Here is a 24,252-nt window from a genome sequence, read left to right on the forward strand (position 1 = left end):
TCCATCTACCTTGGGAGGGGTCATGCTGGAACAACACGGTTTGACGCTGTCGCTGGTCTGCGCCGCGGTGGCAATTCTTTACGGAATATTCTCGGCACGCTGGATTCTGTCCCGGCCTGCCGGCAATCCGCGCATGCAGGAAATCGCGGCGGCGGTGCAGGAAGGCGCAAGCGCCTACCTGCGCCGGCAATACACCACCATCGCGATCGTCGGCGTCATCCTGTTCCTGATCATCGGCTTCGTGCCCGCGCTGGGCTGGCCCACCGCCATCGGTTTCGCCATCGGCGCGGCGCTGTCGGGCGTGGCCGGTTTCATCGGCATGTTCGTCTCGGTGCGCGCCAACGTGCGCACGGCCGAGGCCGCCACCCACGGCCTGAACCAGGCGTTGAAGATCAGTTTCACCGGCGGCGCGGTCACCGGTTTGCTGGTGGTCGGCCTGGGCCTGCTGGGCGTGGCCGGCTATTTCATCGTGGTCTGGAACGGCCAGCCCACCGAGGCCGCGATCAAGGCCGCGTTGCAGCCGATGGTCGGGCTGGCCTTCGGTGCCTCGCTGATCTCGATCTTCGCGCGCCTGGGCGGCGGCATCTTCACCAAGGGCGCCGATGTCGGCGCGGATCTGGTCGGCAAGGTCGAAGCGGGCATCCCCGAGGACGACCCGCGCAACCCGGCGGTGATCGCCGACAACGTCGGCGACAACGTCGGCGACTGCGCCGGCATGGCCGCCGACCTGTTCGAGACCTATGCGGTGACGGTAATCGCGGCGATGCTGATCGCCGGCATCTCCTTCGCCACCTACGGCTGGGCCGGTGTAGTCTATCCGCTGGTGCTGGGCGCGGTGTCGATCCTGGCTTCGGTCATCGGCACCTTCTTCGTCAAGGCGCGTGAAGGCGGCAAGATCATGAACGCGCTGTACCGCGGACTCGCGGTTTCCGGCGTGCTGGCCGCCATCGCGTTCTTCTTCGTCACCAAGTCGATGTTCGCGCCGGAACTGTTGATGCCGCTATTCGGCTGCGCGCTGATCGGCCTGGTGCTGACCGCGGCGATGGTGGTAATCACCGAGTACTACACCGCCACCGAGTACGCGCCGGTGCAGCAGGTCGCCAAGGCGTCCGAAACCGGCCACGCCACCAACATCATCGCCGGCCTGGCGGTGTCGATGAAGTCGACCGCGCTGCCGGTGATCGCGGTGGCGATCGCCATCCTGGCCAGCTTCTGGGTGGGCGGCCTGTACGGCGTCGCCGTCGCCGCCACCGCGATGCTGTCGATGGCCGGCATGGTGGTCGCGCTGGATGCCTACGGCCCGATCACCGACAACGCCGGTGGCATCGCCGAAATGAGCGAGCTGGGCCCGGACATCCGCAAAATCACCGATGCCCTGGACGCGGTCGGCAACACCACCAAGGCGGTGACCAAGGGCTATGCGATCGGTTCGGCCGCGCTGGCGGCACTGGTGCTGTTCGCCGACTACGCGCACAAGCTGGGCGAGAAGTTCGGCGAGGGCGCGGTCAGTTTCGCCATCAACGATCCCAAGGTGGTGGTCGGCCTGCTGATCGGCGGCCTGATTCCGTACCTGTTCGGCGCCTTCGCGATGCAGGCGGTGGGCCGTTCGGCCGGCGCGGTGGTGGAGGAAGTGCGCCGCCAGTTCCGCGAGATCAAGGGCATCATGGAAGGCACCGGCAAGCCGGAGTACGACAAGGCGGTGGACCTGCTGACCAGGTCGGCGATCCGCGAAATGATCGTGCCGTCGCTGCTGCCGCTGATCATCCCGATCATCGTCGGCCTGCTGCTCGGCCCGGCCGCGCTGGGCGGCCTGCTGATGGGCACGATCGTCACCGGCCTGTTCGTCGCCATCTCGATGTGCACCGGCGGCGGCGCCTGGGACAACGCCAAGAAGTACATCGAGGAAGGCCATCACGGCGGCAAGGGTTCGGATGCGCACAAGGCCGCGGTCACCGGCGACACCGTCGGCGATCCGTACAAGGACACCGCCGGCCCGGCCATCAATCCGCTGATCAAGATCATCAACATCGTCGCCCTGCTGCTGGTGCCGCTGCTGCCGGTGGACGGTTGGTTCAAGGGCGGCGCCCATTCGGCCGAATCCATGCACGTCGCGGAGATGACCGACGCCCGCCTGGCCAAGGTGTACTTCGATGTCGGCTCGGCGGTGGTTCCGGCCGATGCCAGCGCGCAGCTGGCCAGCGTGCTCGGCAGCCTGCACGCCAAATCCGACAGCAAGGCGCGGGTGTCCGGCTTCCACGACGCCAGCGGTGATCTGGCGACCAACCAGGAGCTGGCCAAGCAGCGCGCGCAGGCCATCCAGCAGTGGCTGGTGGTCAATGGCATCGCCGCCGAGCGCATCGAACTGGACAAGCCGATGCAGACCGAGGGCAACGGCAACGCCGACGAGGCGCGGCGGGTGGAAGTGAAGGTGGAATAGCGCGAACCGGCATTCGTCGGCGCAATCAGACAGGGCGGCCAATGGCCGCCCTGTTTGTTGTGGATACCCCATCTTGTGGGAGCGACGTAAGTCGCGATGCGCCGATCTTCGACGGATGCGGTCCCGTAAGAGCCTCGCGACTTACGTCGCTCCCACAGGTCAGGGACTCACCGGGTCGGCTGCAGCGCCACCACGCGCACGTTGAAGGAATTGCAGGCCTTGTCCACGCAGATGCCGTTGAGCCATGCCTCGCCACTGCCGAACATCACGCCCTTGTAGTTGACGAACAGTTCCGAGTAGCGCTGGCGGACGATCGCGTCGGCCATCGCCGGGGTGACGATGCGGCCGTACTGGGCGATGAATTCCGGCGCATTCCGGATGGTCGTGGCCTTGCCATCGACCGTGGTCTTGAACGGGAAGTCGATCATCGCCGCCACCGTGGCGGCGTCCTTCTGCGCGACCGCCTGCTGGAACGCCAGGATTGCGGTTTCATAGCGCGCGGCGTCGCCCAGCAGCTGGCCGATGCGCTGGTTGACCTCGGTGTGATCGTCGGCTTCACCGGCCGCGGCGGGGGTCGGCGCGGCCGCGCCGCCATGGGTCTGCGCAATCGGTTCGGGCGTGGAAGACGCCGGCGCGTCCGCCGCCGGGGCCGCGGCTTCGGCCGGGACGGCAGCGGGTTCGGGAGCGGCTGCAGGTTGCGGTTCCGCGGCGGGTTTGCAGGCGGCCAGCAGCAGCATCGCGGCCACGGGAATCCATGCTTTCATCGTTCGCCTCCGGCAAGGGCGCGCGCGTCGCGCCACGGCGGCATGTTAGCCGGTTCCGTGGCGGCGACGCGGGAAGCGTGTCACTCCACGACTTCCGCCAGCACGCGACGGCCGGTGGCGATCTCCACCGCCTCCTCCGCTTCGGTTTCGCGGCGCGCCGATTCGGCTAGCGCGCTCGCGCACGCCTCGGCCTGCTGCTTCAGGTACACCGGGCAGTGTTCCATCATGTAGTCCATGTCGAACTTCAGCCGCTCGACCAGGAAATCGACGAACGCGCGCACCTTCGGCGACATCATGCGGCCACGCGGAAACACCGCGTTGAACTCGAATTCCGGGCCGGTCCATCCGGCCAGAACACGCTGCACGTAGCCCTGTTCCAGGTAGGATTTGACCATCACGTCGGCCGCCACCATCAGGCCCTCGCCACACAGCAGCGCACCCTTCAGCGCGGCCGGATCGTTGGCGACCAGGATCGGGTTGATCGCGAAGTCCTTGTCCTGGTTGCCGTCGTTGAGGGTCCAGCAGAAGCTGCCGCCGCCGCGCCGGTGCTTGGGCATCGCCAGCGCGCGATGGTGCTGGAGATCGTCCGGGCCCAACGGTTCGCCGTAGCGGGCCAGGTAGCTCTTGCTGGCGTAGACCTGGGTGCGCAGCACGCCCAGCCGGCGCGCGACCAGATTGGAATCGGGCAGGTTGCCCAGCCGCAGCGCCACGTCGATCTCGCCGCCGATCAGATCCAGCGGTTCGTTGCTGAGCAGCATTTCCACCCGGATCTCCGGGAACTGCGCATGGAATTCGCCCAGCAGCGGGGCAATCTTGTCGATGCCGATCGAGTAGGGCGTGGTGAAGCGCAGCCAGCCGCGCGGGCCACCCTGCAACTGGTTGACCGCGCTTTCGGCCTCGCTCAGTTCACGCGCGATGCGTTGGCAGTGTTCGTAGTAGATGTTGCCCGCTTCGGTGAGGCCCAGCTTGCGGGTGGTCCGATGCAGCAACTGCGCGCCCAGGCGCGTTTCCAGTTCCTGCACCTTGCGGCTGACCGTGGTCTTGGGCAGGCCGAGCGTCTTGGCGGCGGCGATGAAACTGCCCTGTTCGACCACCTTGACGAAGATCAGCGTGTCGTTGAGATCGTGGCTCATGGGGGAGACTCCGGGGAGGCGGATCCGGATTGGACCGCCAGCGGGATGATTATTCCCCTAAATCCGGACTAATCAAGTCCCCATTGAAGGCATAAGGTAGCCCCCTGTTCCGCTGGCGATGACCTCCCCATGTCGCTTTCCCTGCCCAACCGCCTTCCCCTGGCCGTCCGCCGCCTGTCCGAAACACCGGTCATGCGGTCGTTTACGCTGGCCCATCGCGCGCCTGGCGTGGAGATCCGCCTGCGTCCGCGCCGCGCGGCCGAAACGGTGGAGGTGGGTCAAGGCAGCACCCCGTCGGCGACCGCTCCCTGGCTGTTCCCGATAATTATCCCGAATGCGGGAGTAAACATCCCATGAGCGGGATACTTGCTTCTTCTTTCTCCGGCCAGGCGGCGTCGCCGTCCCCGGCGCTGCGCCTGAACCTGGCCGCGACCGTGCGTTCCGGTTCCGCATCGCAGGATCGTGCAATCACGCCGCAGGATCCGGATATCGCTTTCCCGTCCGCCCGCCCCACACTTTCCCCCACGTCGGAACCCTCCCCCGCCGACGCGGTGAAAGCCACCGCCCCGGACAATGCCGCCGCCTCCCTCCCCCAAGCGCCTGGCGGCGTGTCCGGCCTGCTGGCCAGGTGGTGGCGCCGTTGGTCACGGGGACAGTCCGCCGACACGTCGACCGAACCGTCGCGTGCGCGTCTGTCCCCGCGGCCGCCGGTGGCGGGTTTCCGGGAATTCACCGTGCCGCGCCGGATGCAGTCGGGCGCCGCGACCGTGCTGCGCGCCCGCGCGTTCGGCCAGCGCGCGCTGCTGACCGGCGCGGGTTCCCGCCGGAGCCGGCCATGAAAGGCACCGCCGCGCATCCGCAGGCGCTGGTGCTGGGTGCCGCCGGCACGGTCGGCGCCGGTGTGGTCGGCGCGCTGCTGGAAGTCGGCAGCCCGGTGCTGGCGGTTGGACGCGAAGGCCCGCGCATGCAGGCGCTGGCCGATCGCTTCACCGACGAGCCCGGCCTGGAGTTCATGCACAGCGGCTGCATCTTCAGCGATGACGATGCGGCGCGGCTGGCCCGGGACATCCGTGCGCGCGGCCGGCCGCTGCGCGCGGTGTTCGCCAGCCTGACCAGCCCGCTCGAATCCGGGCGCCTGCTGGACAAGCCCGCCGACGTGCTTCGCCACAAACTGGAAATGGACGTCATCCCGCACCTGGCCGCGGCCCGGCACCTGCTGCCGCTGCTGGCCGAGTCGGGTGGCACCACGCACTACATCCTGGTCGGCGGCCCGTTCGCCGAACGCGGATGGTCCGGCTACGGACATGCTTCGGTGACCGGCGCCACCATGCGGATGATGGCGCAGGTGCTGCACGAGGAAGCGCACGCACTGGGCGTGCGCGTGCAGTTGCTGTCGGTGGACAAGCCGATCTGCACGCCGGCCAATGCCGGCAACGCCTGCGCCGAATGGCCCAACGCGCTGGCGGTGGGACGCAATGCGGTGTCGTTGCTGAGCCGTCACGGCAAGCCACTGCCAATCGTCTCCTATTCGAAGGAGTTGGCGGCGGCACCGACCCGGACGCTGTTCTCCGATTTTCCCGCTTCCCGCTGGGGCGATGCCGCCCCCGCTTGACCTCAACTTAAGTTCAGGTCTTAGGCTTCACGCCCGTTGTTCCTCCCCCACCCACCACGAGACTTCCATGAACAAGTACATCGACATCGCTCCGCGTACGCGACGATTCCTTGCCCTGGGCGCGGCCAGCGTGCTGTCGCTGGCCATCCTGGCCGGCTGCAGCGGCGGCCAGGCCAGCGAAACCGGCGCCCCGCCGCCGCCTTCGGTCAGCGTCGCCCCGGTGCTGATCAAGCCGGTCAGCCAGTGGGACGAATTCAGCGGCCGCATCGAGGCCATCGAGAACGTCGAACTGCGTCCGCGCGTGTCCGGCTACATCGATCGCGTCAACTACACCGAAGGCCAGGAAGTGAAGAAGGGCGAAGTCCTCTTCACCATCGACGCGCGCAGCTACCGCGCCGAACTGGCGCGCGCGCAGGCCGAACTGGCGCGTGCCCGCACCCAGGCCGAACTGGGCCGCAGCGAGGCCGAGCGTGCGCGCAAGCTGTCCGAGCTGCAGGCCATCTCCACCGAGGAATACGAGCAGCGCCGTTCCGCCGCCGCCCAGGCGCAGGCGAACGTCGCCGCCGCCCAGGCCGCGGTGGACTCGGCCCGCCTCAACCTGGAATGGACCCAGGTGCGCGCGCCGATCGACGGCCGTGCCGGGCGCGCGCTGGTGACCGCCGGCAACCTGGTCACCGCCGGCGACAGCGCCAGCGTGCTGACCACGCTGGTGTCGCTGGACAAGGTGCACGTGCACTTCGACGCCGACGAGCGCGCGTTCCTGCGTTACGCCGAGATGGCCCGCAAGGGTGAACGCCCGAGCGAACGCGACGGCAAGGTACCGGTGCAGGTCGCGCTGGCCGACGACCAGGGCTTCCCCTACAACGGCACGGTCGATTTCCTCGACAACCAGGTCGATCGCAGCACCGGCACCATCCGCGCCCGCGCGGTGCTGGACAACAAGGATCGCCTGTTCACGCCGGGACTGTACGCCCGCGTGCGCCTGTTGGGCAGCGGCGAATTCAAGGCCGCGCTGATCGACGACAAGGCCGTGCTCACCGATCAGGACCGCCGCTATGTCTACGTGGTCGACAAGGAAGGCAAGGCGCAGCGCCGCGACGTCAAGCTGGGCCGGATGGTGCAGGGCCTGCGGATCGTCGAACAGGGCCTGGTCGCCGGTGACCGCGTGATCATCAGCGGCGTGCAGAAGGTGTTCTTCCCCGGCATGCCGGTGAACGCCAAGGTGGTCGCGATGGATGCCAAGCCGGAAGACAAGGCCCCCGCGCCCGACGCCGTCGCCATGAAGTAAGCCCCGCCGCGCCCGCCGGAGGCGGGCAACGCATTGACTGAGCCGTCCCTCCCCACCTCCCCCACGTCGTGGGAGGGGCGAGTCCTCTGCTTTCCCATTTTCCAGGAAATCCACCCATGGACTTCTCAAAGTTCTTCATCGACCGGCCGATCTTCGCCGCGGTGTTGTCGATCGTGATCTTCGCCGCCGGCCTGATCTCGATCCCGATGCTGCCGATCGGCGAATACCCCGAAGTGGTGCCGCCCTCGGTGGTCGTGCGCACGGTCTATCCCGGCGCCAATCCCAAGGTCATCGCCGAAACCGTCGCCACGCCGCTGGAAGAAGCCATCAACGGCGTCGAGGACATGATGTACATCAAGTCCGTCGCCGGTTCCGACGGCGTGCTGCAGCTGACCGTGACCTTCAAGCCGGGCACCGATCCGGACGAGGCCGCGGTGCGCGTGCAGAACCGCGTCGCCCAGGCGCAGGCGCGCCTGCCCGAGGACGTGCGCCGCCAGGGCGTGACCACGCAGAAGCAGTCCCCCGTGTTCCTGATGGTCGTCCATCTGGTCTCCAAGGACGGCAAGTACGACTCGCTGTACCTGCGCAACTACATGCGCCTGCACGTCAAGGACGAGATGGCGCGCATCACCGGCGTGGGCGATGCCCAGGCCTTTGGTGGCGGCGACTACGCCATGCGCATCTGGCTGGATCCGGACAAGGTCGCCGCGCGCGGCCTGACCGCCAGCGACGTGCTGCGCTCGGTGCGCGAACAGAACGTGCAGGTCTCGGCCGGCCAGCTCGGCGCCGAGCCGATGCCCAACGGCAGCGACTTCCTGCTGCCGATCAACGCCAAGGGCCGCCTGGAAAGCGCCGAGGAATTCGGCGACATCGTGCTCAAGAGCGGCAACGAGGGCGAAATCGTGCGCCTGTCGGACGTGGCCCGGATCGAGCTGGCCGCCGGCGACTACACCCTGCGCGCCCGCCTGAACGGCATGAACGCCGCCGCGCTGGGCATCTTCCAGGCACCCGGCGCCAACGCGCTGGAAATCCGCGACGCGGTCGTCGCCAAGATGGCCGAGATCCGCAAGAAGCTGCCGCCGGGCGTGGAAATCACCTCGGTGTACGACACCACGGTGTTCGTGCGCGATTCGATCAAGTCGGTGATCACGACGCTGCTGGAAGCCACCCTGCTGGTGGTGCTGGTGGTTATCCTGTTCCTGCAGACCTGGCGCGCCTCGATCATCCCGCTGCTGGCGGTGCCGGTGTCGGTGGTCGGTACCTTCGCGGTGCTGTACCTGCTGGGCTATTCCATCAACACCCTGACCCTGTTCGGACTGGTGCTGGCGATCGGCATCGTGGTCGACGACGCCATCGTGGTGGTGGAGAACGTCGAACGCCACATCGAGGAAGGCGCCACCCCGCTGGAAGCGGCGCACCTGGCGATGAAGGAAGTGTCCGGCCCGATCATCGCGATCGCGCTGGTGCTGTGCGCGGTGTTCGTGCCGATGGCGTTCCTGACCGGCGTGACCGGCCAGTTCTACAAGCAGTTCGCGGTCACCATCGCCATCTCCACGGTGATCTCCGCGATCAACTCGCTGACCCTGTCGCCGGCGCTGGCCGCCAAGCTGCTGAAGCCGCACGGCGCGCCCAAGGACGCCCCGGCGCGCATCATCGACCGCCTGTTCGGCTGGCTGTTCCGCCCGTTCAACCGGTTCTTCAAGCGCAGCTCCGAGCGCTATGAGGGCGCGGTCTCGCGCGCGTTGGGCCGTCGCGGCGCGGTGTTCGCGGTGTACGCGCTGCTGCTGCTGGGCGCGGGCGTGATGTTCAAGGCGGTGCCGGCGGGCTTCATCCCGCTGCAGGACAAGCTGTACATCATCGCCGGCGTGAAGATGCCGGAAGGCGCCTCGATCGAACGCACCGATGCGGTGCTGAAGAAGATGGCCAAGATGGCGATGGAAGTGGAAGGCGTGCAGGACGAGATCGCGTTCCCCGGCCTGAACCCGCTGCAGTTCACCAATACCCCCAACAGCGGCGTGGTGTTCTTCAACCTCAAGCCGTTCGGTGACCGCAAGAACAGCGCCGAGCAGATCACCGCCGAGCTGAACCAGAAGTTCTCCACCATCCAGGAAGGCTTCACCTTCGCGCTGATGCCGCCGCCCATCCAGGGCCTGGGCAACGGTTCGGGCTGGTCGCTGTTCATCGAGGACCGCACCCGCCTGGGTTATGGCGAGCTGCAGAACGCGGTGCAGGCGTTCCAGGGCGCGGCGTCGCAGACGCCGGGCATGGGCTTCCCGATCAGCAGCTACCAGGCCAACGTGCCGCAGCTGGACGCCGAGGTCGATCGCGTCAAGGCCAAGGCCCAGGGCGTGCCGCTGACCGAGTTGTTCGACACCCTGCAGACCTACCTGGGTTCGGCCTACGTCAACGACTTCAACATGTTCGGCCGCACCTGGCAGGTCATCGCCCAGGCCGACGGCCAGTTCCGCGACAACGTCGAGGACATCGCCAACCTGCGCACCCGCAACGCCAACGGCGAGATGGTGCCGGTCGGCAGCATGGTCAACATCAAGCAGACCTACGGTCCGGATCCGGTGATCCGCTTCAACGGCTATCCGGCCGCCGACCTGCTGGGTGAAGCCGATCCGCGCGTGCTGTCGTCCGGCGAGGCGATGGCCAAGGTCACCGAGCTGGCCGAGAAGGTCCTGCCGACCGGCATGGGCATCGACTGGAGCGATCTGAGCTACCAGCAGGCGACCCAGGGCAAGGCCGCGCTGGTGGTGTTCCCGCTGGCGGTGATGCTGGCCTTCCTGGTGCTGGCGGCGCTGTACGAAAGCTGGACCCTGCCGCTGGCGGTGATCCTGATCGTGCCGATGACGCTGCTGTCGGCGCTGCTGGGCGTGTGGCTGACCAACGGCGACAACAACGTGTTCGTGCAGGTGGGCCTGGTGGTGCTGATGGGCCTGGCGTGCAAGAACGCGATCCTGATCGTCGAGTTCGCCCGCGAGCTGGAGCTGCAAGGCAAGAGCATCGTCGAGTCGGCGCTGGAAGCCTGCCGCCTGCGCCTGCGTCCCATCGTCATGACCTCGGTGGCGTTCATCGCCGGCACCGTGCCGCTGGTGCTGTCGACCGGCGCCGGCGCGGAAGTCCGCTCGGTCACCGGCATCACCGTGTTCGCCGGCATGCTGGGCGTGACCCTGTTCGGCCTGTTCCTGACCCCGGTGTTCTACGTGGCGCTGCGCAAGCTCGCGCATCGCCCACTGGTCTCGCACGCCCCGGCGCACGCGACCGGTGAAGCACACCCGTAAGCATCCCTTTCGTCCTTTGGTTCGTTTCTCCCTCCCCCACTCCCTGGAGAATCCCATGCAAGACACATCCCGCATCGCCCTGGTCACCGGCGCCACCCGCGGCATCGGCCTGCACACCGTGCGGCAACTGGCCGAGGCCGGCGTGCACACGCTGCTGGCCGGCCGCGATCGCGCCAAGGCGGTCGAGGCCGCGCTCAAGCTGCAGGCCGAAGGCCTGCCGGTGGAAGCGATCACGCTGGACGTCACCGACGATGCCAGCATCGCCGGGGCCGTCGGCACCGTCGAGGCGCGCCACGGCCGCCTCGACATCCTGGTCAACAACGCCGGCATCCTGGTCGACGAAATGGGCAAGAAGGTCTCCGAGCAGACCGCCGCGACCTGGCGCAAGACCTTCGACACCAACGTGTTCGGCCTGATCGCGGTGACCCAGGCGTTCCTGCCGCTGCTGCACAAGTCCTCGTCCGGCCGCATCGTCAACGTGTCCAGCATCCTGGGCTCGGTGGCGCTGAACGCGGATCCGTCCTCGCCCATCTATGACTTCAAGGTGCCGGCCTACAACGTCTCCAAGAGCGCGGTGAACGCGTGGACGGTGCAGTTGGCCTACGAACTGCGCGACAGCCGGATCAAGGTCAACACCATCCATCCCGGCTACGTGAAGACCGACATGAACGCCGGCGAAGGCGAACTGGAAATCGCCGACGGCGCCCGCACCAGCGTCGCCCTGGCGCTGATCGACGACAACGGTCCGCAGGGCGGCTTCTTCTACCAGGGAGAGGTGCTGCCATGGTGATCCGTTCCCTCGTCGTCGGCATCGCCTCCGCGCTGCTGGCCGCCTGCGCCACCGTCGGCCCGGACTACCGTGCGCCGGAACTGGCGCCGGCCACGCTGCCCAGCGCCAGCGAGACCGCGTTCAACGACACCCGCCCGGTCGCCAACTGGTGGTCGCAGTTCGAGGATCCCACCCTCGACCAATTGATCGCCGACGCGCTCGCCGCCAATCCCGATCTGTGGATCGCCGCCGCCCGGGTCCAGGAGGCGCGCGCGGTGTTCAGCGAGCGTCGGCTGGATCTCGCCCCGCACGTGCAGTTGGGCGTGGAGCAGACCCGCAGCAAGCAGCCGGTGGCCGATCAGGGCCGGGTGGAAACCGAAACCGACAGCGTCGGTTTCGACGCCGCCTGGGAACTGGATCTGTTCGGCCGGCTGCGCCGTTCCGCCGAGGCCGCGCATGCGGACCTGCAGGCCCAGCGCAACGACATGACCGCGATGCAGGTCAGCGTGGCGGCGGAAGTGGCGCGCAACTACTTCGAACTGCGCGGCGCGCAGAAACGCCTGGACGTGGCCCGCAAGACCCTGGGCAATCTCGGTGAGACCCAGCGCCTGACCGAGTCGCGCTGGGAGCTCGGCGCGGGCACCGAACTGGAAGTGCAGAGCAGCCTGGCGCGGATGAAGGCCATCGAGGCGACCCTGCCGGTGCTGGAAACCGCCGAGGCGCAATCGCGCCATCGCATCGAAGTGCTGACCGGCCGCCGGCCGGGCACGCTCGACGCGGTGCTGGCGCCGCGCGAAACACCGGCGCTGGTGAAGGTGCTGCCGATTGGCGACACCGGCAGCCTGCTGCGCCAGCGTCCGGACGTGCGCGCGGCCGAGCGTCGGCTCGCCGCTGCCACCGCGCGGGTCGGCGTCGCCACCGCGGATCTGTTTCCGCGGGTGAGCATCCGCGGTTTCGTCGGCTTCCTCGCCGGTGATTTCAGCGGGCTGATCAACGGCGACAACAAGGCCTGGTCGGTGACGCCGTCGATCAGCTGGGCGGCGTTCGATCTGGGCAGCGTGCGTGCGCGCCTGCGCGCGGTGCAGGCGCAGAACGATGGTGCCGTGGCCGAGTACGAGAAGGCCGTGCTGGGCGCGCTGGAAGACACCGAGAACGCGTTGCTGGGTTACGCCAAGCGGCAGACCCAGTTGCTGCGGGTCAACGAGCAGGCCACCGCGGCCCGCCGTGCCGCCGATCTGGCGGAGGCCCGCTACCGGGCCGGCGCGTCGGACTTCCTCACCCTGCTCGATGCACAGCGCACCCAACTGGCCGCCGACGACGCGCTCGCGCAGGCCGAGGCCGGCGTCAACGTCGGCGTGGTCGCGGTCTACAAGTCGCTGGGCGGCTGGGGCGAACCGGACGTGGATCCGGCGCTGGCCAGCGTCAAGCGCGAGATCGGTGATCCCGCGCCGCGTGGCGAAAGCGACACGACGCTGGTGCAGCGCTGAAGTGAAGTAGAAGTACAGGACAGGCCATCGGCGGAGCCGATGACGCCAGGGAAGGCGTGGGGCCGGGTCGGGTGGACCTGGCCCCGCTTATTTCAGCCATGCCAGCGGGTGGTACCGAGCGCGCGGGTCATCTCGTCGGCCAGTTGGCGAAAGCAGCGGGCCAGCGCGGAAGGCTTGAGCCGGATCGCGTCGTCGGCATCGTCGCGGCGATGTGCCGGCATCACCAGCGCCGCCATCATTTCCAGTTGATCACGCACTTGCTGCAATTGCAGTTGCGCTTCTTCCGGAAGGTGGTAACCGGGATCTTCGTCCGGCGTTCCGCGTGCCTGCATCGTCGTCCTCCTGTCAGCGATCCTTGCATCGTGCGCGCGGATGAAAAACGTGAAAAACCACACTATAAAAACGCACATCACGATGGTTAGAGAGCCTTGCATATGCACCCGTGATAGGCAAGCCTGTTTGCCTGCCGACGGGCGCGACCGTTAGCGTATGCGCATGGTCAAGTCAGGCCCCACTCTCGCTCAGCGACTCACACAAGCGCGTGCCGCGATCGGCATGTCACAGGAACAGATCGCACAGGCGGTCGGCATCACCCAGCCGAGTTATTCCGCGCTGGAACGCGGTGTCAGCAAGAGCACTTCGAAGATCGGTTCGCTCGCCCACGTACTCGGCGTGGATGCGTACTGGCTGGAAACCGGCGAAGGCCAGCAGCCGCGCCGTGGCCACGTCGCCGAATCGCGCGCGGATTACCGGCTCGCCAGCGAACAGCGCCGCCTGTTGAAGCTGTTGGACCGGCTGAGTCCACGCAAGCGCCAGGCGCTGCTGGATCTGTTGCAGGAGTGATCGCGCATCCGTGCATCGGCGTGCGCCCGCCGATGGGGATGGATGCAATTGCCGGCGGAAAGAGAAACGGGCGCATCCTGCGTTGGGATGCGCCCGCTTCGTGCCACACACGTTGATGTCGTTTGTCGTTTCCGGTTACTTCGCGCCGACGCTCAGGCCGCTGCTGTCGACCTTGCCGACGCCCTTGACGCCACGCGCCACCGATACCGCCTTGTCGACCTGGGCCTGGTTGTCGACCCGGCCCGAGAGCTTGACCACGCCATTGGTGGTCTCGACCTTGATGTCGAGGCCGGAGACGTCCTCGGCGGCCAGCAGTTCGGTCTTCACCTTGGTGGTGATCCAGGTGTCGTTGACCGGCTGGCTCGAATCGCCCTGCGAGGCGGATTGCGCGCGCTGCTCTTCCGGTTCGGTCTGCTGCTGCGCGAGCGCGCCGGCGCAGATCAGCGACAGGCCGGTGGCGCAGGCCACGGCCAGCAACGGACGGAAAACACGGGGAGTTGACCTGTTCATGGTTCCTCCTGTTTTGCGGAAACCGTGACCAGTCTTCCCACGCCGGCGTACAGCAGGCGTGAAGAGCGGCGGTTTGCGCCGCTTCCGGCAGGTGCGCCATTCAGTTGCGCCATGCAGACGTTAAGATCGCGGCACGATGAGTCCGGAGAACCCGCGCATGACCACCTCCCTCAATGTCGCCCTGCTCGGTTATGGCTTCGTTGGCAAGGTGTTCCACGCGCCGCTGCTGGGCCGCACGCCCGGCTGGATCCTGCACACCGTGGTGTCGCGCGATGCCGGCAAGGTGCATGCGGACCTGCCGCATGCGCGGGTGGTGGCCGATCCGGCGGAGGCATTCGCGGATCCGGCGATCGACGTCGTGGTGATCGCCACGCCCAACGACACCCACGCGCCGCTGGCCATCGCCGCGCTCGCGCAAGGCAAACACGTGGTGGTGGACAAGCCGTTCACCCTGTCGCTGGCGGAAGCCGAACGGGTGATCGCACAGGCGCGCGCCAGCGATCGGCTTGTCAGCGTGTTCCAGAACCGGCGCTGGGATGCGGATTTCCTGACCGTGCGCCAGTTGCTGGCCGATGGCGTGCTCGGCGAGGTGGCGGAGTTCCACTCCCATTTCGATCGCCATCGCCCGCAGGTCGCGCAGCGCTGGCGCGAAAGCGACGTGCCCGGTGCGGGCCTGTGGTACGACCTGGGCCCGCACCTGGCCGATCAGGCGCTGCAGTTGTTCGGCACGCCGCTGGCGGTGCAGGCGGATCTGGCGAAGCAGCGCCATGGCGCGCGCGCGCCGGACTACTTCCACGTCCAGTTGCGCTACCCGCGCGTGCGGGTGCACCTGCACGCGGGTTCGCTGGTGCCCGGCAACGGCCTGCGCTACGCCGTGCACGGGGATCGCGGCAGCTATCTCAAGCACGGGCTGGACGCGCAGGAAGATCGGTTGCGCGCCGGCGGCCTGCCCGGCGACACCGGCTGGGGCGCGGATCCACGCCCGGGCGAATTGGTCCTGGCCGGCGAGGACGGCGTACCGACCACGCATACGGTCGACAGCCTGCCCGGCGACTACCGGCACTACTACGCGGCGATGCGCGCGGCGATCGTCGACGGCGCGCCGCTGCCGGTCACCCCGGAGGAAGCGCTGGCGGTGATGCGGCTGATCGAACTGGGCATCCGCAGCGCCGACGAACGCCGCGAAATCTCCTACGCGTAGAGCGGAGCTTGCTCCGCTGATGCCGCGCGAGGTTTCTTTTTTCGCCGGACGCCTCGGAGCCGAGCGAGCTCGGCTCGACGTGTAGAGCGGAGCTTGCTCCGCTGGCGCCGCGCGCGGGAGGTTTCTCTATTCTCTGGACGCCCCGGAGCCGAGCGAGCTCGGCTCTACGTCATGGGTCGAGCAGGCGGGGGCCGGGACCTTCGTCCGCCAGTTCATCCAGCGGGTTGCGCAGCGGGCAGACCTTCAGCGACAGGCAGCCGCAGCCGATGCAGCTGTCCATGTGGTCGCGCAGGCGGGTGAGCCGCTCGATGCGGTCGTCCAGATCCGCCTGCCAGCGCGCGGAAAGCTTGCGCCAGTCGGCGGCGGTGGGCGTGCGCCCTTCCGGCAGCGAAGACAGGGCCTCGCGGATCTCGGCGAGCGGAATGCCGGTGCGCTGCGCCACCTTGATGATCGCGACCCGCCGCAGCACCTCGCGCGGGTAGCGGCGCTGGTTGCCGGCATTGCGCCAGCTGTGTATCAGGCCCTTGCTTTCATAGAAATGCAGGGTGGAGACCGCCACCCCCGCTCTCGCCGCCACTTCGCCCACGGTCAGTTCCATGCAGACGTTCGCCTTTTTCTTCGCCGTTTCCGGTTTGGCTTGCGCGGACATGGCCACACTCGCTTGACCTCAATATTGATTGAGGTTTTACCCTGTGCAGCCTCTCCCTGCAAGTCCTTGATGCGTCATGACTCCTCCCCTCGACCTGGCCCTGATCTATGGCAGCAACCGTGAAGGCCGCTTCTGCGACGTGGTCGCCAACTGGATCCGCGGCCAGATAGACCAGCGCCGCGACTACGCGGTGGACGTGGTCGACCCCGCCCTGATGGACCTGCCGCATCGGCACGGCATGACGCCCTCCGCCGATCTGGTCAACCTGCAGCAGCGGATCTGGCGCGCCGATGCCTTCCTGCTGGTGGTGCCGGAGTACAATTACGGCTATCCCGCGGCGCTGAAGTTCCTGATCGATTCGGTCCAGGAGCATTGGCAGGCCAAGCCGGTGGCGTTCGTCGCGTATGGCGGCGTCAGCGGCGGTTCGCGCGCGGTGGAGCAACTGCGCCAGGTGTTCTCCGGACTGCACGCCTGCGCGGTGCGCAATTCGGTACTGTTCCCGATGGCGTGGGACCGTTTCGGCGCCGATGGGCAGCCGCGCGACGCGGCGGCCAGCGCGCAGGCCGCCTCCACCATGCTCGACCAGTTGGCCTGGATGGGCCATGCCCTGCGCCAGGCGCGCGCGGCCTGGCCCTATCCCGCGCGATGACGGCCCACCGCCGCCGGAGATGGCGGGGCGGGCATTCCCCCTGACGTGCCGCGTGCACATGGAAGACCCGACCGATGTTCCGATTCTTCGAAAAGCGGATTGATCCCTATCCCGCCGGCGAACCCGCCACGCCGCCGCGCAAGCTGTTCGCGTTCCTGCTGCATTACTCGCGACCGCTGCTGCCGTGGCTGCTGCTGATGTCGGTCCTGACCGGTGCCATCTCCGCGCTGGAAATCCTGTTCTTCGATTTCATGGGCGATCTGGTCGACTGGCTCGGCAGCGCCGATCGCGCCAGCTTCCTGTCCACCCACGGTTCGACCCTGCTGTGGATGGGCACGCTGGTGGTGGTGGTGTACCCGCTGCTGGTGCTGGTGCAGTCGCTGGTGATCCACCAGACCATCTTCGGCAACTACCCGATGATCGCGCGCTGGCTGTCGCACCGCTACCTGCTGCGGCAGAGCGTGTCGTTCTTCCAGGACGAGTTCGCCGGCCGCATCTCGCAGAAGGTCATGCAGACCGCGCTGGCGATCCGCGAGACGGTGATGAAGCTGATGGACGTGTTCGTCTACGTCGCCGTCTATTTCGTCGGCACGGTGATCCTGGTCGGGCGCGCGGACCTGCGCCTGATCCTGCCGCTGGCGCTGTGGCTGGTCGGCTACCTGGTCATCCTGTTCTGGTTCGTCCCGCGCCTGCAGCGGGTGTCGATGGCCCAGTCCGACGCGCGCGCGCAGATGACCGGCCGGATCGTCGACAGCTACACCAACATCCAGACCATCAAGCTGTTCGCCCACACCATGCGCGAGCAGGACTACGCACGCGACGCGATGGACGAGTTCATGGTCACCGTGCACCGGCAGATGCGGCTGGTCACCCAGCTGACCGTCAGCCTGCACAGCATCAACGCGCTGCTGCTGGCCGGCGTGGGCGGACTGGCGGTGATGGCGTGGCTGCAGGGTTCGATCTCGCTGGGCGCGATTGCGGTCGCGATCGCCCTGGTGATGCGCATCCGCTCGATGTCGGACTGGATCCTGTGGGAAGTCGCCAGCCTGTTCGAGAACATCGGCACGGTCGAGGATGGCATGAACACCATCGCCCAGCCGCTGGCGATCACCGATGGCGACGGCGCGCGCGACCTGGAGGTCAGCCGCGGCGAGATCCGCTTCGAGCACCTGCAGTTCCACTATGGCCGCACCTCCAAGGTCATCGAGGATCTGTCGCTGGTCATCCGTCCGGGCGAAAAGGTCGGCATCGTCGGCCGCTCCGGTGCCGGCAAATCGACCCTGGTCAACCTGCTGCTGCGCTTCTACGACCTGGAGGGCGGGCGCATCCTGATCGACGGGCAGGACATCGCCCGGGTCCGCCAGGAGTCCCTGCGCCGCAACATCGGCATGGTCACCCAGGACACCTCGCTGCTGCACCGTTCCATCCGCGACAACATCCGCTACGGACGGCCGGACGCGGACGAGGCGCAGATCGTCGAAGCCTCCCGGCGCGCGCACGCGGATGAGTTCATCCGCACCTTGACCGACGCCAAGGGCCGCAGCGGCTACGACACCCATGTCGGCGAGCGCGGCGTGAAGCTGTCCGGCGGCCAGCGCCAGCGCGTGGCGATCGCGCGCGTGCTGCTGAAGGACGCCCCGATCCTGGTGCTGGACGAAGCAACCTCGGCGCTGGACTCGGAAGTCGAGGCCGCGATCCAGGAACAGCTCTACGCGCTGATGGAAGGCAAGACCGTCATCGCCATCGCCCACCGCCTGTCCACCATCGCCGTGCTCGATCGCCTGGTGGTGATGGACCAGGGCCGCATCATCGAAACCGGTAGCCACGACGAACTGCTGCAGCGCGACGGCCTGTATGCGGCGCTGTGGCGTCGGCAGTCCGGTGGTTTTATCGGATTGGATGTGGCGGAGGTGGGGTGACGGCGGGGATTCGGGATTCGGGATTCGGGAATGCTGCTCTTGCCTCCCCCTTTGTAAAAAGGGGGATTGAGGGGGATTTGCTTTTGGCGCCAAGAGCAAATCCCCCGTCACCTGCTTACGCAGGTGCCCGCCCCCTTTTTCAAAGGGGGCAATTGCGAGCTCCGGTTTTTTGCCTCCCGCTTGACCCGCCATTCGGCGGTTGAGAAGCGCTTGAGGTCAGGGGGATTTGCTCTTCCCTACACCAGCCATCCGCGCACCACGCACCTCTGCGCGTAGCGCCAGAACAGCAGGGCGATGACGATCAACACCGCCGGCATCACCAGCCCCGCCACGCCGTAGGCATCCCAGGCCGGCGTCACCAGGTAGGCGCCGATCATCTGCACCAGCAGCGCGAGCAGGGAGACGAAGAACATCGTCACCGCCCAGCGTTTCCCCATCAGCATGCCGATTGCACCCAATACGCCGCCGAACACCGCGATCGCGAAGGCCACGTTGAGCCACATCGGCGTCGCCTCGTAGACCTGGCGCTGCCGCTCGGTCATCGCTGCCAGCGCTTCGGCGCTCATGTTCACCTGCATCCAGAACATCGCCACGCCGATCAGGTTCCAGATCAGCGCGAGGACGGCGACCAGCCAGAACCCCTTGGAACGCGGAATCTCCATCGTGCCGTTCATATGCCCTTCCCTCCCCAGGTTGTCGGACGGCGCGAGCATACGCCCGGCGGACTGTCATTGCGCTTACGTCCTCAACGCGGGGCGAGCCTCCAGACAACATTTCCCACATCGTCCGCCACCAGCAACGCGCCGCCGCGGTCGAACGCCACGCCGACCGGCCGACCGCGCGCGTTGCCTTCGGCATCGAGGAAGCCGGTGAGCACGTCGATCGGCGATCCCGCCGGCTGGCCCTGCGCGAACGGCACGAACACCACCTTGTAGCCCGCCGGTTCGGAGCGGTTCCAGGAGCCGTGCAGGCCGATGAACGCGCCTTCGCGGAAACGCGCCGGCATCGGTTCGCCGCGCGCGAAGGCCAGTCCCAGCGCCGCCACGTGCGCGCCCAGCGCATAGTCCGGGGCGATGGCGCGCGCAACCCGCGCGGGATCCTGCGGCTGCACCCGCGCGTCCACGTGCGCGCCGTAATAACTGTAGGGCCAGCCGTAGAAGGCGCCCTCGCGCACGCGGGTCAGGTAGTCCGGCACCAACTGATCGCCGATCTCGTCGCGTTCGTTCACCACCGTCCACAGCGCGCCGGTGACCGGTTCCCATGCCAAGCCGACCGGATTGCGCAGGCCGGAGGCATGCACGCGCCGCCGGCCGCTGGCGATGTCGATCTCCAGTATTGCGGCGCGGTCGGTCTCGTGCGCCATCCCGTTCTCGCCGATGTTGCTGTTGGAGCCCACGCCGACGTACAGCCGGCGTCCGTCGGCGCTGGCCAGCAGGCTCTTGGTCCAGTGGTGGTTGATCGGTCCGCCGGGCAGATCGGCGAGCTTCACCGGCGTGGCGTCGATACGGGTCTGGCCGGCGCGGTACGGCACCCGCACCACCGCGTCGGCGTTGGCGATGTAGAGCTGGTCGCCGACCAGCGCCATGCCGAACGGCGAGAACAGCTCCGACAGCAGCACGTGGCGGGTCTCGGCGACGCCATCCCCGTCCGCATCGCGCAACAAGGTGATCCGGTTGGCGCTGGGCACGCCCGCGCCGGCCTTGGCCATCGTGCGCTTCATGAACCAGCTGCGCAGTCCCCCCTTCTCGCCGGGCTTGGGCGGCGCGTTGGTTTCCGCCACCAGCACGTCGCCATTCGGCAGCACGTACAGCCAGCGCGGATGATCCAGATCGCGGGCGAACGCCTGCACCGCCAGTCCTTCGGCTGCGGTTGGCGCCGCGCCCTCCGGCCAGCCGACCGCGGGAGCGATGTTGACCGTGGGAATCCAGCGCTTCTGCGGAGCCGGCAGTTCCGGCCGCGGCCCGGTTTCGCTGGCCTGTTGCGCAACGGAGGGGGCGCATGCGGTGATCAGCAGCGCCAGCCCTCCTCCCAGGATCTTCCGCATGCCCATGGCCGCGCTCCTCGAGAAGGACGATTCATGCTGGCCCTCCTAGGGCGAACGCCGTGTCAAGACCGGCTCAGGCGTCGTCCTGGCGTTGCACCGACACCGCCGGCACGCCGTCCTCGTCCATCCGCACACGGATTTCGATGGGCCGGCAGCAGACCTGGCAATCCTCGACATAGTCCTGATCCCCGGCCGTATCGTCGACGAACAGCGTGATCGCTTCACCGCAGTAAGGGCAGTCGATATCGGCGGAAGGCAGTTGCGGCATGGGTCGATGCCGGCTCAGGCGGAACCGAGCTGCACGATCTCGCGGATGCGATCCATCCACAGATAGTGCGCTCGCGCGGGATCGCGCTGGTCGTCCAGGCGGACCACCGCGTTGAAGCCTTCCACGCCGTCGGCGTCGCGGAACACCTGCACGCTCGGGCGGGTGGAGACGGTGCCGGTCAGCGTGCCGCCATCGGTGAGGCGCAGTTCCACCACCGCCTCGTCGGGCAGCGCCCGCACCATCGCCTCGAGCCGTTCGATGTCGGCCTGCCGCGTGTACAGCGTCTGCGGAACTTCGATCATGGCCGTCGCTCCAGGGAGGGACGGTTCCACTCTAGCGCCGCGACGATAAGCACCCGTGAAGGTGGCGGACCGTCAGGCGATCAGTTCGAGCAGCGCGCGCGCCGCCGGTTCGGACGAGGCGGGGTTCTGCCCGGTGACCAGCTTGCCATCCACCACCACGTGCGGCTGGAACGGCGGAGCGGCCTCGAAGCGCGCGCCCTTGGCCTTCAGCTCATCCTCCAGCAGGAACGGCACGATGTCGGTGAGCTCCACCGCCGCTTCCTCGGCATTGGTGAAGCCGGTGACCCGCTTGTCCTTCACCAGCGGCTGGCTGAGCGTTCCCTGCGCGTGGCGCAGCACCGCCGGTCCATGGCAGACCGCCGCCACCGGCTTGCCGGCGGCGAAACGGGTTTCGATCAGGCGGATCGAATCCGCGTCCTCGGACAGATCCCACAGCGGGCCATGCCCGCCGGGATAGAACACCGCGTCCACGTCCTCGTCGAGCACGTCCGCCAGCGGCCGCGTCTGCGCCAGTTCGGCGATCGCGACGGTGTCGTTGTTGAAGCGCAGCGTCGCCGGCGTCTGCGCATCGGCGGCGTCGCTCTTCGGATCCAGCGGCGGCTGGCCGCCGCGCGGCGAGGCGAGCACGATCTCCGCGCCCGCATCCTTGAACACGTAGTACGGCGCGGCGAACTCCTCCAGCCAGAAACCGGTCTTGTGGCCGGTTTCGCCCAGGCGATCGTGCGAGGTCAACACCATCAGGATCTTCATGATCCGGCTCCATGCGGGAACATCGAGGAAGTGGCGACGCTAGCAGCGCAACCGCTAAAGACAGGTAACGATCCCGTGGCGATCGCGTTACCGTCACCGCCCTGTCAACTTTCCGGATCAGCCCTGCTTGATGCGATGCCCGCCGAATTCGTTGCGCATCGCCGCCAGCAGCTTGTCGGCGAAGGAATCGTCCTCGCGCGAACGCAGGCGCTCCAGCAGCGACATGGTGATGACCGGTGCCGACACGTCCAGATCGATGGCCTCGGCCACCGTCCAGCGGCCTTCGCCCGAATCCTCGACGTACGGCGCGATGCCGGCCAGGGTCGGGTTCTTCTTCAGTGCATCGGAGGTCAGGTCCAGCAGCCAGGAACGCACGACGCTGCCATGGCGCCAGATTTCCGCGACCTGCTGCAGATCGATGCCGAAGGCTTCCTTGCGCTCCAGGATGGCGAAGCCTTCTGCGAACGCCTGCATCATTCCGTACTCGATGCCGTTGTGAATCATCTTGGTGAAATGGCCCGCGCCGGAGGGACCGACATGACCCCAGCCGCGATCGGCCGCCGGCGCGAGGGTTTCGAACACCGGCCGCAGCGCTTCCACCGCCTGCTTATCGCCGCCGATCATCAGGCTGTAGCCTTCGGCCAGGCCCCACACGCCGCCGCTGGTGCCGCTGTCGACGTAGTGCACGCCGGCCTCGGCCAGGCGCGCGCCGCGGCGCATGGTTTCCTTGTAGTTGGAATTGCCGCCGTCGATGACGGTGTCGCCGGCCGACAGCAGCGGCAGCAGCGTGTCCAGGGTGTCGTCGACCACGCCCGCCGGCACCATCACCCAGACGACGCGCGGCGACGGCAGCGCGGCGACCGCGGCCTGCAGGGAATCGGCAATGGCGATGCCGCGTTCGGCCGCCTGCTTGCGCGCGGGTTCGCCGGGGTCGTAGCCGTGCACGCGGTGTCCGCCGCGGGTAAGGCGTTCGGCCATGTTGGCGCCCATGCGGCCCAAGCCGATCATTGCCAGTTCCATAAATGCTCCTGAGTTCGGGGGAAGTGAGTGGAGGGGGAAATCGCGTGGCTCAGGCGGTCAGCCAGGCCCGCAGCAGGTCGTTGGTTTCGCGCGGCTTTTCCATCGGCGGAAGATGACCGCAATCAGTGAACACGTGCAATCGCGCGCCGGCGATGCCGGTCTGGAGAATCCTGGATTCCTCCGGCGCGGTCATGCGGTCGTCGTCGCCCACGCCGACCACGGTCGGCATCGACAGGGTGGGCAGCAGCGGCTGCGAATCGGGGCGTTCCAGGATCGCGCGCTGCTGGCGCAGGAAGGCGTCGCGGCCCACCCGCTCGGCCATCGCCATCACCTCCTCGCCGACCGGCGTGTCGACCCGGCTGGCATGCACCAGTTGCGGCAGCAGCTTGCGGGTGACCCCGGCGAAGCGGCCGCGCTCGGCCAGCGCCAGGCTGGCCCGGCGCACCGCCGCGCGCTTGGGCGGATCGGCACGCGCGCTGGTCGACAGCAGCGCCAGCCGCTCCACCCGCTGCGNCGCTGGTCGACAGCAGCGCCAGCCGCTCCACCCGCTGCGGCGCCTGGCGCAGGATCTCGAACGCCACGTAGCCGCCCATCGACAGCGCGCCCAGCGCGAACCGCGCCGGCGCCCGCGCCAGCACGCGCGCGGCCATCGCGCCGACGCTGTCGTCCAGGGTCAGGTCGGGGACGGTGATGTCGGCCAGGTCGGCCAGGCCCTCCACCTGGTCCCGCCACAGCCGTGCATCGCACAGCAGGCCGGGGAGCAGCAGGAGGGACGGGCGCGGGGAAGAAACGGGCATCCGCGAATTTTAGTCGCCCCGCGCCCCGAAGCCGAGCGCACGATGCTTTCCACGGGCGGAACACGCGCCTGGGCGTACCCTGAAAGGCCCCACGACGCCCCTCCTGAATGCGCATCCTGCTCACCGGCGGCACCGGCTTCATCGGCCGCGCCCTGTGTACCCGGCTCCTGGCCGGCGGCCATCGCCTGACCGTATGGTCCCGCCGCCCCGCCCTGGCCCGCCAGCGCCTGCCCGGCGTGGCGGTCATCGAGGATCTGGCCGAGGCGGGCGAGATAGAGGCGGTGGTCAACCTGGCCGGCGAACCGCTGGTGGGACGCCGATGGAGCGCCCGGCAGAAGCAGGCCATCCGCGATTCGCGCCTGAACACCACCGCCCAGCTGGTGCGCTGGATGGCCCCGCGCCTGCGCCGTCCGCATGTGCTGGTCTCCGGCTCGGCGATTGGCTACTACGGCGCGCACGGAGACGCCCTGCTGGATGAATCCACCCCGGCCGGCGACGATTTCGCCGCCGTCCTGTGCCGCGA

25 protein-coding genes and 1 pseudogene are annotated in these 24,252 nt (G+C 68.0%); 14 read left to right on the forward strand and 12 right to left on the reverse strand.

Annotated elements, in window-relative coordinates:
- Nucleotides 1-22: 22 nt before the first annotated feature.
- Both IQ458_RS16650 and IQ458_RS19690 read left to right on the forward strand, forming a co-directional pair.
- A pseudogene (locus IQ458_RS16650) lies at nt 23-2,056 on the forward strand (sodium-translocating pyrophosphatase); the annotation flags it as partial.
- Between the two features lie 60 nt (nt 2,057-2,116).
- The gene (locus IQ458_RS19690) at nt 2,117-2,437 is read left to right on the forward strand and encodes an OmpA family protein (protein WP_235996918.1); all 321 of its coding nucleotides are present in this window, start codon (nt 2,117-2,119) and stop codon (nt 2,435-2,437) included.
- Nucleotides 2,438-2,604: 167 nt separating this feature from the next.
- Here IQ458_RS19690 and IQ458_RS16655 read toward each other — a convergent pair whose 3' ends face one another.
- A complete protein-coding gene (locus IQ458_RS16655) occupies nt 2,605-3,201 on the reverse strand; it encodes a hypothetical protein (RefSeq protein WP_183644464.1) in 597 nt (198 codons plus the stop codon).
- A gap of 80 nt (nt 3,202-3,281) precedes the next feature.
- Entirely contained in the window at nt 3,282-4,334 is a 1,053-nt protein-coding gene (locus IQ458_RS16660) for a LysR family transcriptional regulator (RefSeq protein ID WP_203323512.1), read from the reverse strand.
- Nucleotides 4,335-4,463: 129 nt separating this feature from the next.
- On the opposite strand from IQ458_RS16660, the gene IQ458_RS16665 reads away from it, so the two are divergent.
- From IQ458_RS16665 to IQ458_RS16695, 7 genes are all read left to right on the forward strand, one after another.
- Nucleotides 4,464-4,691: a hypothetical protein gene (locus IQ458_RS16665; protein ID WP_203323513.1), complete on the forward strand. Its 228-nt coding sequence runs from the start codon at nt 4,464-4,466 to the stop codon at nt 4,689-4,691.
- Nucleotides 4,688-5,173 carry a hypothetical protein gene (locus IQ458_RS16670; RefSeq protein ID WP_183644473.1) on the forward strand — a complete coding sequence of 162 codons (486 nt, stop codon included), beginning with the start codon at nt 4,688-4,690 and terminating at the stop codon, nt 5,171-5,173. The genes IQ458_RS16665 and IQ458_RS16670 overlap by 4 nt, the downstream gene beginning before the upstream one ends.
- Nucleotides 5,170-5,946: an SDR family oxidoreductase gene (locus tag IQ458_RS16675; protein WP_192197260.1), complete on the forward strand. Its 777-nt coding sequence runs from the start codon at nt 5,170-5,172 to the stop codon at nt 5,944-5,946. Before IQ458_RS16670 ends, IQ458_RS16675 begins: the two co-directional genes overlap by 4 nt.
- Nucleotides 5,947-6,013: 67 nt before the next feature.
- A complete protein-coding gene (locus IQ458_RS16680; RefSeq protein WP_183644479.1) occupies nt 6,014-7,234 on the forward strand; it encodes an efflux RND transporter periplasmic adaptor subunit in 1,221 nt (406 codons plus the stop codon).
- A gap of 116 nt (nt 7,235-7,350) precedes the next feature.
- Nucleotides 7,351-10,521 (forward strand): efflux RND transporter permease subunit, encoded by a 3,171-nt coding sequence (locus IQ458_RS16685; protein WP_203323514.1) that lies wholly within the window; start codon nt 7,351-7,353, stop codon nt 10,519-10,521.
- Between the two features lie 55 nt (nt 10,522-10,576).
- On the forward strand, nt 10,577-11,311 hold the full coding sequence (locus IQ458_RS16690; RefSeq protein WP_183644485.1) for an SDR family oxidoreductase: 735 nt from the start codon (nt 10,577-10,579) through the stop codon (nt 11,309-11,311).
- Nucleotides 11,305-12,777: an efflux transporter outer membrane subunit gene (locus tag IQ458_RS16695; protein ID WP_203323515.1), complete on the forward strand. Its 1,473-nt coding sequence runs from the start codon at nt 11,305-11,307 to the stop codon at nt 12,775-12,777. Before IQ458_RS16690 ends, IQ458_RS16695 begins: the two co-directional genes overlap by 7 nt.
- Before the next feature lie 92 nt (nt 12,778-12,869).
- On the opposite strand, the gene IQ458_RS16700 is transcribed toward IQ458_RS16695, so the two are convergent.
- Nucleotides 12,870-13,109: an XAC0095 family protein gene (locus IQ458_RS16700; RefSeq protein ID WP_141454044.1), complete on the reverse strand. Its 240-nt coding sequence runs from the start codon at nt 13,107-13,109 to the stop codon at nt 12,870-12,872.
- 163 nt (nt 13,110-13,272) lie between these two features.
- Between IQ458_RS16700 and IQ458_RS16705 the strand changes: the two genes are divergently transcribed.
- Nucleotides 13,273-13,620: a helix-turn-helix domain-containing protein gene (locus tag IQ458_RS16705; protein ID WP_268963397.1), complete on the forward strand. Its 348-nt coding sequence runs from the start codon at nt 13,273-13,275 to the stop codon at nt 13,618-13,620.
- Nucleotides 13,621-13,755: 135 nt separating this feature from the next.
- On the opposite strand, the gene IQ458_RS16710 is transcribed toward IQ458_RS16705, so the two are convergent.
- On the reverse strand, nt 13,756-14,130 hold the full coding sequence (locus IQ458_RS16710) for a BON domain-containing protein (protein ID WP_183644494.1): 375 nt from the start codon (nt 14,128-14,130) through the stop codon (nt 13,756-13,758).
- A gap of 157 nt (nt 14,131-14,287) precedes the next feature.
- Between IQ458_RS16710 and IQ458_RS16715 the strand changes: the two genes are divergently transcribed.
- A complete protein-coding gene (locus IQ458_RS16715; RefSeq protein ID WP_203323517.1) occupies nt 14,288-15,331 on the forward strand; it encodes an oxidoreductase in 1,044 nt (347 codons plus the stop codon).
- 169 nt (nt 15,332-15,500) lie between these two features.
- On the opposite strand, the gene soxR is transcribed toward IQ458_RS16715, so the two are convergent.
- Nucleotides 15,501-15,980: a redox-sensitive transcriptional activator SoxR gene (gene soxR, locus IQ458_RS16720; RefSeq protein ID WP_305076303.1), complete on the reverse strand. Its 480-nt coding sequence runs from the start codon at nt 15,978-15,980 to the stop codon at nt 15,501-15,503.
- A 76-nt stretch (nt 15,981-16,056) separates the two neighbouring features.
- Between soxR and IQ458_RS16725 the strand changes: the two genes are divergently transcribed.
- Both IQ458_RS16725 and IQ458_RS16730 read left to right on the forward strand, forming a co-directional pair.
- Complete coding sequence (locus IQ458_RS16725; protein ID WP_203323518.1) at nt 16,057-16,629, forward strand: NADPH-dependent FMN reductase; 573 nt, start codon at nt 16,057-16,059, stop codon at nt 16,627-16,629.
- 74 nt (nt 16,630-16,703) lie between these two features.
- A complete protein-coding gene (locus IQ458_RS16730) occupies nt 16,704-18,548 on the forward strand; it encodes an ABC transporter ATP-binding protein (protein ID WP_203323519.1) in 1,845 nt (614 codons plus the stop codon).
- 236 nt (nt 18,549-18,784) lie between these two features.
- Here IQ458_RS16730 and IQ458_RS16735 read toward each other — a convergent pair whose 3' ends face one another.
- The 7 genes from IQ458_RS16735 to IQ458_RS19695 all read right to left on the reverse strand — a co-directional run bounded on the left by IQ458_RS16735 (nt 18,785) and on the right by IQ458_RS19695 (nt 23,437).
- Entirely contained in the window at nt 18,785-19,222 is a 438-nt protein-coding gene (locus IQ458_RS16735) for a hypothetical protein (protein ID WP_203323520.1), read from the reverse strand.
- A gap of 71 nt (nt 19,223-19,293) precedes the next feature.
- Nucleotides 19,294-20,598: a PQQ-dependent sugar dehydrogenase gene (locus IQ458_RS16740; protein WP_203323521.1), complete on the reverse strand. Its 1,305-nt coding sequence runs from the start codon at nt 20,596-20,598 to the stop codon at nt 19,294-19,296.
- 67 nt (nt 20,599-20,665) lie between these two features.
- Entirely contained in the window at nt 20,666-20,860 is a 195-nt protein-coding gene (locus IQ458_RS16745) for a CPXCG motif-containing cysteine-rich protein (RefSeq protein WP_183644513.1), read from the reverse strand.
- Between the two features lie 14 nt (nt 20,861-20,874).
- Entirely contained in the window at nt 20,875-21,162 is a 288-nt protein-coding gene (locus tag IQ458_RS16750; protein ID WP_183644515.1) for a DUF3247 family protein, read from the reverse strand.
- Between the two features lie 72 nt (nt 21,163-21,234).
- Nucleotides 21,235-21,912, reverse strand: a complete 678-nt coding sequence (locus tag IQ458_RS16755; RefSeq protein WP_203323522.1) for a type 1 glutamine amidotransferase domain-containing protein — start codon at nt 21,910-21,912, stop codon at nt 21,235-21,237.
- 117 nt (nt 21,913-22,029) lie between these two features.
- Nucleotides 22,030-22,932 (reverse strand): phosphogluconate dehydrogenase (NAD(+)-dependent, decarboxylating), encoded by a 903-nt coding sequence (gene gnd, locus IQ458_RS16760; RefSeq protein WP_203323523.1) that lies wholly within the window; start codon nt 22,930-22,932, stop codon nt 22,030-22,032.
- Nucleotides 22,933-22,981: 49 nt separating this feature from the next.
- Nucleotides 22,982-23,437, reverse strand: coding sequence for an alpha/beta fold hydrolase (locus tag IQ458_RS19695; RefSeq protein WP_328805216.1), 456 nt, complete (start codon nt 23,435-23,437; stop codon nt 22,982-22,984).
- 399 nt (nt 23,438-23,836) lie between these two features.
- Between IQ458_RS19695 and IQ458_RS16770 the strand changes: the two genes are divergently transcribed.
- A partial coding sequence (locus IQ458_RS16770; protein ID WP_203323524.1) for an NAD-dependent epimerase/dehydratase family protein occupies nt 23,837-24,252 on the forward strand: 416 nt, incomplete at its 3' end.

Origin of the sequence: Pseudoxanthomonas beigongshangi, from assembly GCF_016820515.1 — a bacterium.
Taxonomy (GTDB): Bacteria; Pseudomonadota; Gammaproteobacteria; order Xanthomonadales; family Xanthomonadaceae; genus Pseudoxanthomonas_A; species Pseudoxanthomonas_A beigongshangi.

Coding starts and splice junctions, on each gene's coding strand:
- IQ458_RS16670 (WP_183644473.1), top strand. CDS start 4,688: ATGAGCGGGATACTTGCTTCTTCTTTCTCCGGCCAGGCGGCGTCGCCG.
- IQ458_RS16750 (WP_183644515.1), bottom strand. CDS start 21,162: ATGATCGAAGTTCCGCAGACGCTGTACACGCGGCAGGCCGACATCGAA.
- IQ458_RS16680 (WP_183644479.1), top strand. CDS start 6,014: ATGAACAAGTACATCGACATCGCTCCGCGTACGCGACGATTCCTTGCC.
- IQ458_RS16705 (WP_268963397.1), top strand. CDS start 13,273: ATGGTCAAGTCAGGCCCCACTCTCGCTCAGCGACTCACACAAGCGCGT.
- IQ458_RS16715 (WP_203323517.1), top strand. CDS start 14,288: ATGACCACCTCCCTCAATGTCGCCCTGCTCGGTTATGGCTTCGTTGGC.
- IQ458_RS16740 (WP_203323521.1), bottom strand. CDS start 20,598: ATGGGCATGCGGAAGATCCTGGGAGGAGGGCTGGCGCTGCTGATCACC.
- soxR (WP_305076303.1), bottom strand. CDS start 15,980: ATGTCCGCGCAAGCCAAACCGGAAACGGCGAAGAAAAAGGCGAACGTC.
- IQ458_RS16665 (WP_203323513.1), top strand. CDS start 4,464: ATGTCGCTTTCCCTGCCCAACCGCCTTCCCCTGGCCGTCCGCCGCCTG.
- IQ458_RS16675 (WP_192197260.1), top strand. CDS start 5,170: ATGAAAGGCACCGCCGCGCATCCGCAGGCGCTGGTGCTGGGTGCCGCC.
- IQ458_RS16735 (WP_203323520.1), bottom strand. CDS start 19,222: ATGAACGGCACGATGGAGATTCCGCGTTCCAAGGGGTTCTGGCTGGTC.
- IQ458_RS16725 (WP_203323518.1), top strand. CDS start 16,057: ATGACTCCTCCCCTCGACCTGGCCCTGATCTATGGCAGCAACCGTGAA.
- IQ458_RS16745 (WP_183644513.1), bottom strand. CDS start 20,860: ATGCCGCAACTGCCTTCCGCCGATATCGACTGCCCTTACTGCGGTGAA.
- gnd (WP_203323523.1), bottom strand. CDS start 22,932: ATGGAACTGGCAATGATCGGCTTGGGCCGCATGGGCGCCAACATGGCC.
- IQ458_RS16660 (WP_203323512.1), bottom strand. CDS start 4,334: ATGAGCCACGATCTCAACGACACGCTGATCTTCGTCAAGGTGGTCGAA.
- IQ458_RS16700 (WP_141454044.1), bottom strand. CDS start 13,109: ATGCAGGCACGCGGAACGCCGGACGAAGATCCCGGTTACCACCTTCCG.
- IQ458_RS16710 (WP_183644494.1), bottom strand. CDS start 14,130: ATGAACAGGTCAACTCCCCGTGTTTTCCGTCCGTTGCTGGCCGTGGCC.
- IQ458_RS16685 (WP_203323514.1), top strand. CDS start 7,351: ATGGACTTCTCAAAGTTCTTCATCGACCGGCCGATCTTCGCCGCGGTG.
- IQ458_RS16730 (WP_203323519.1), top strand. CDS start 16,704: ATGTTCCGATTCTTCGAAAAGCGGATTGATCCCTATCCCGCCGGCGAA.
- IQ458_RS16695 (WP_203323515.1), top strand. CDS start 11,305: ATGGTGATCCGTTCCCTCGTCGTCGGCATCGCCTCCGCGCTGCTGGCC.
- IQ458_RS16690 (WP_183644485.1), top strand. CDS start 10,577: ATGCAAGACACATCCCGCATCGCCCTGGTCACCGGCGCCACCCGCGGC.
- IQ458_RS16655 (WP_183644464.1), bottom strand. CDS start 3,201: ATGAAAGCATGGATTCCCGTGGCCGCGATGCTGCTGCTGGCCGCCTGC.
- IQ458_RS19690 (WP_235996918.1), top strand. CDS start 2,117: ATGACCGACGCCCGCCTGGCCAAGGTGTACTTCGATGTCGGCTCGGCG.
- IQ458_RS16755 (WP_203323522.1), bottom strand. CDS start 21,912: ATGAAGATCCTGATGGTGTTGACCTCGCACGATCGCCTGGGCGAAACC.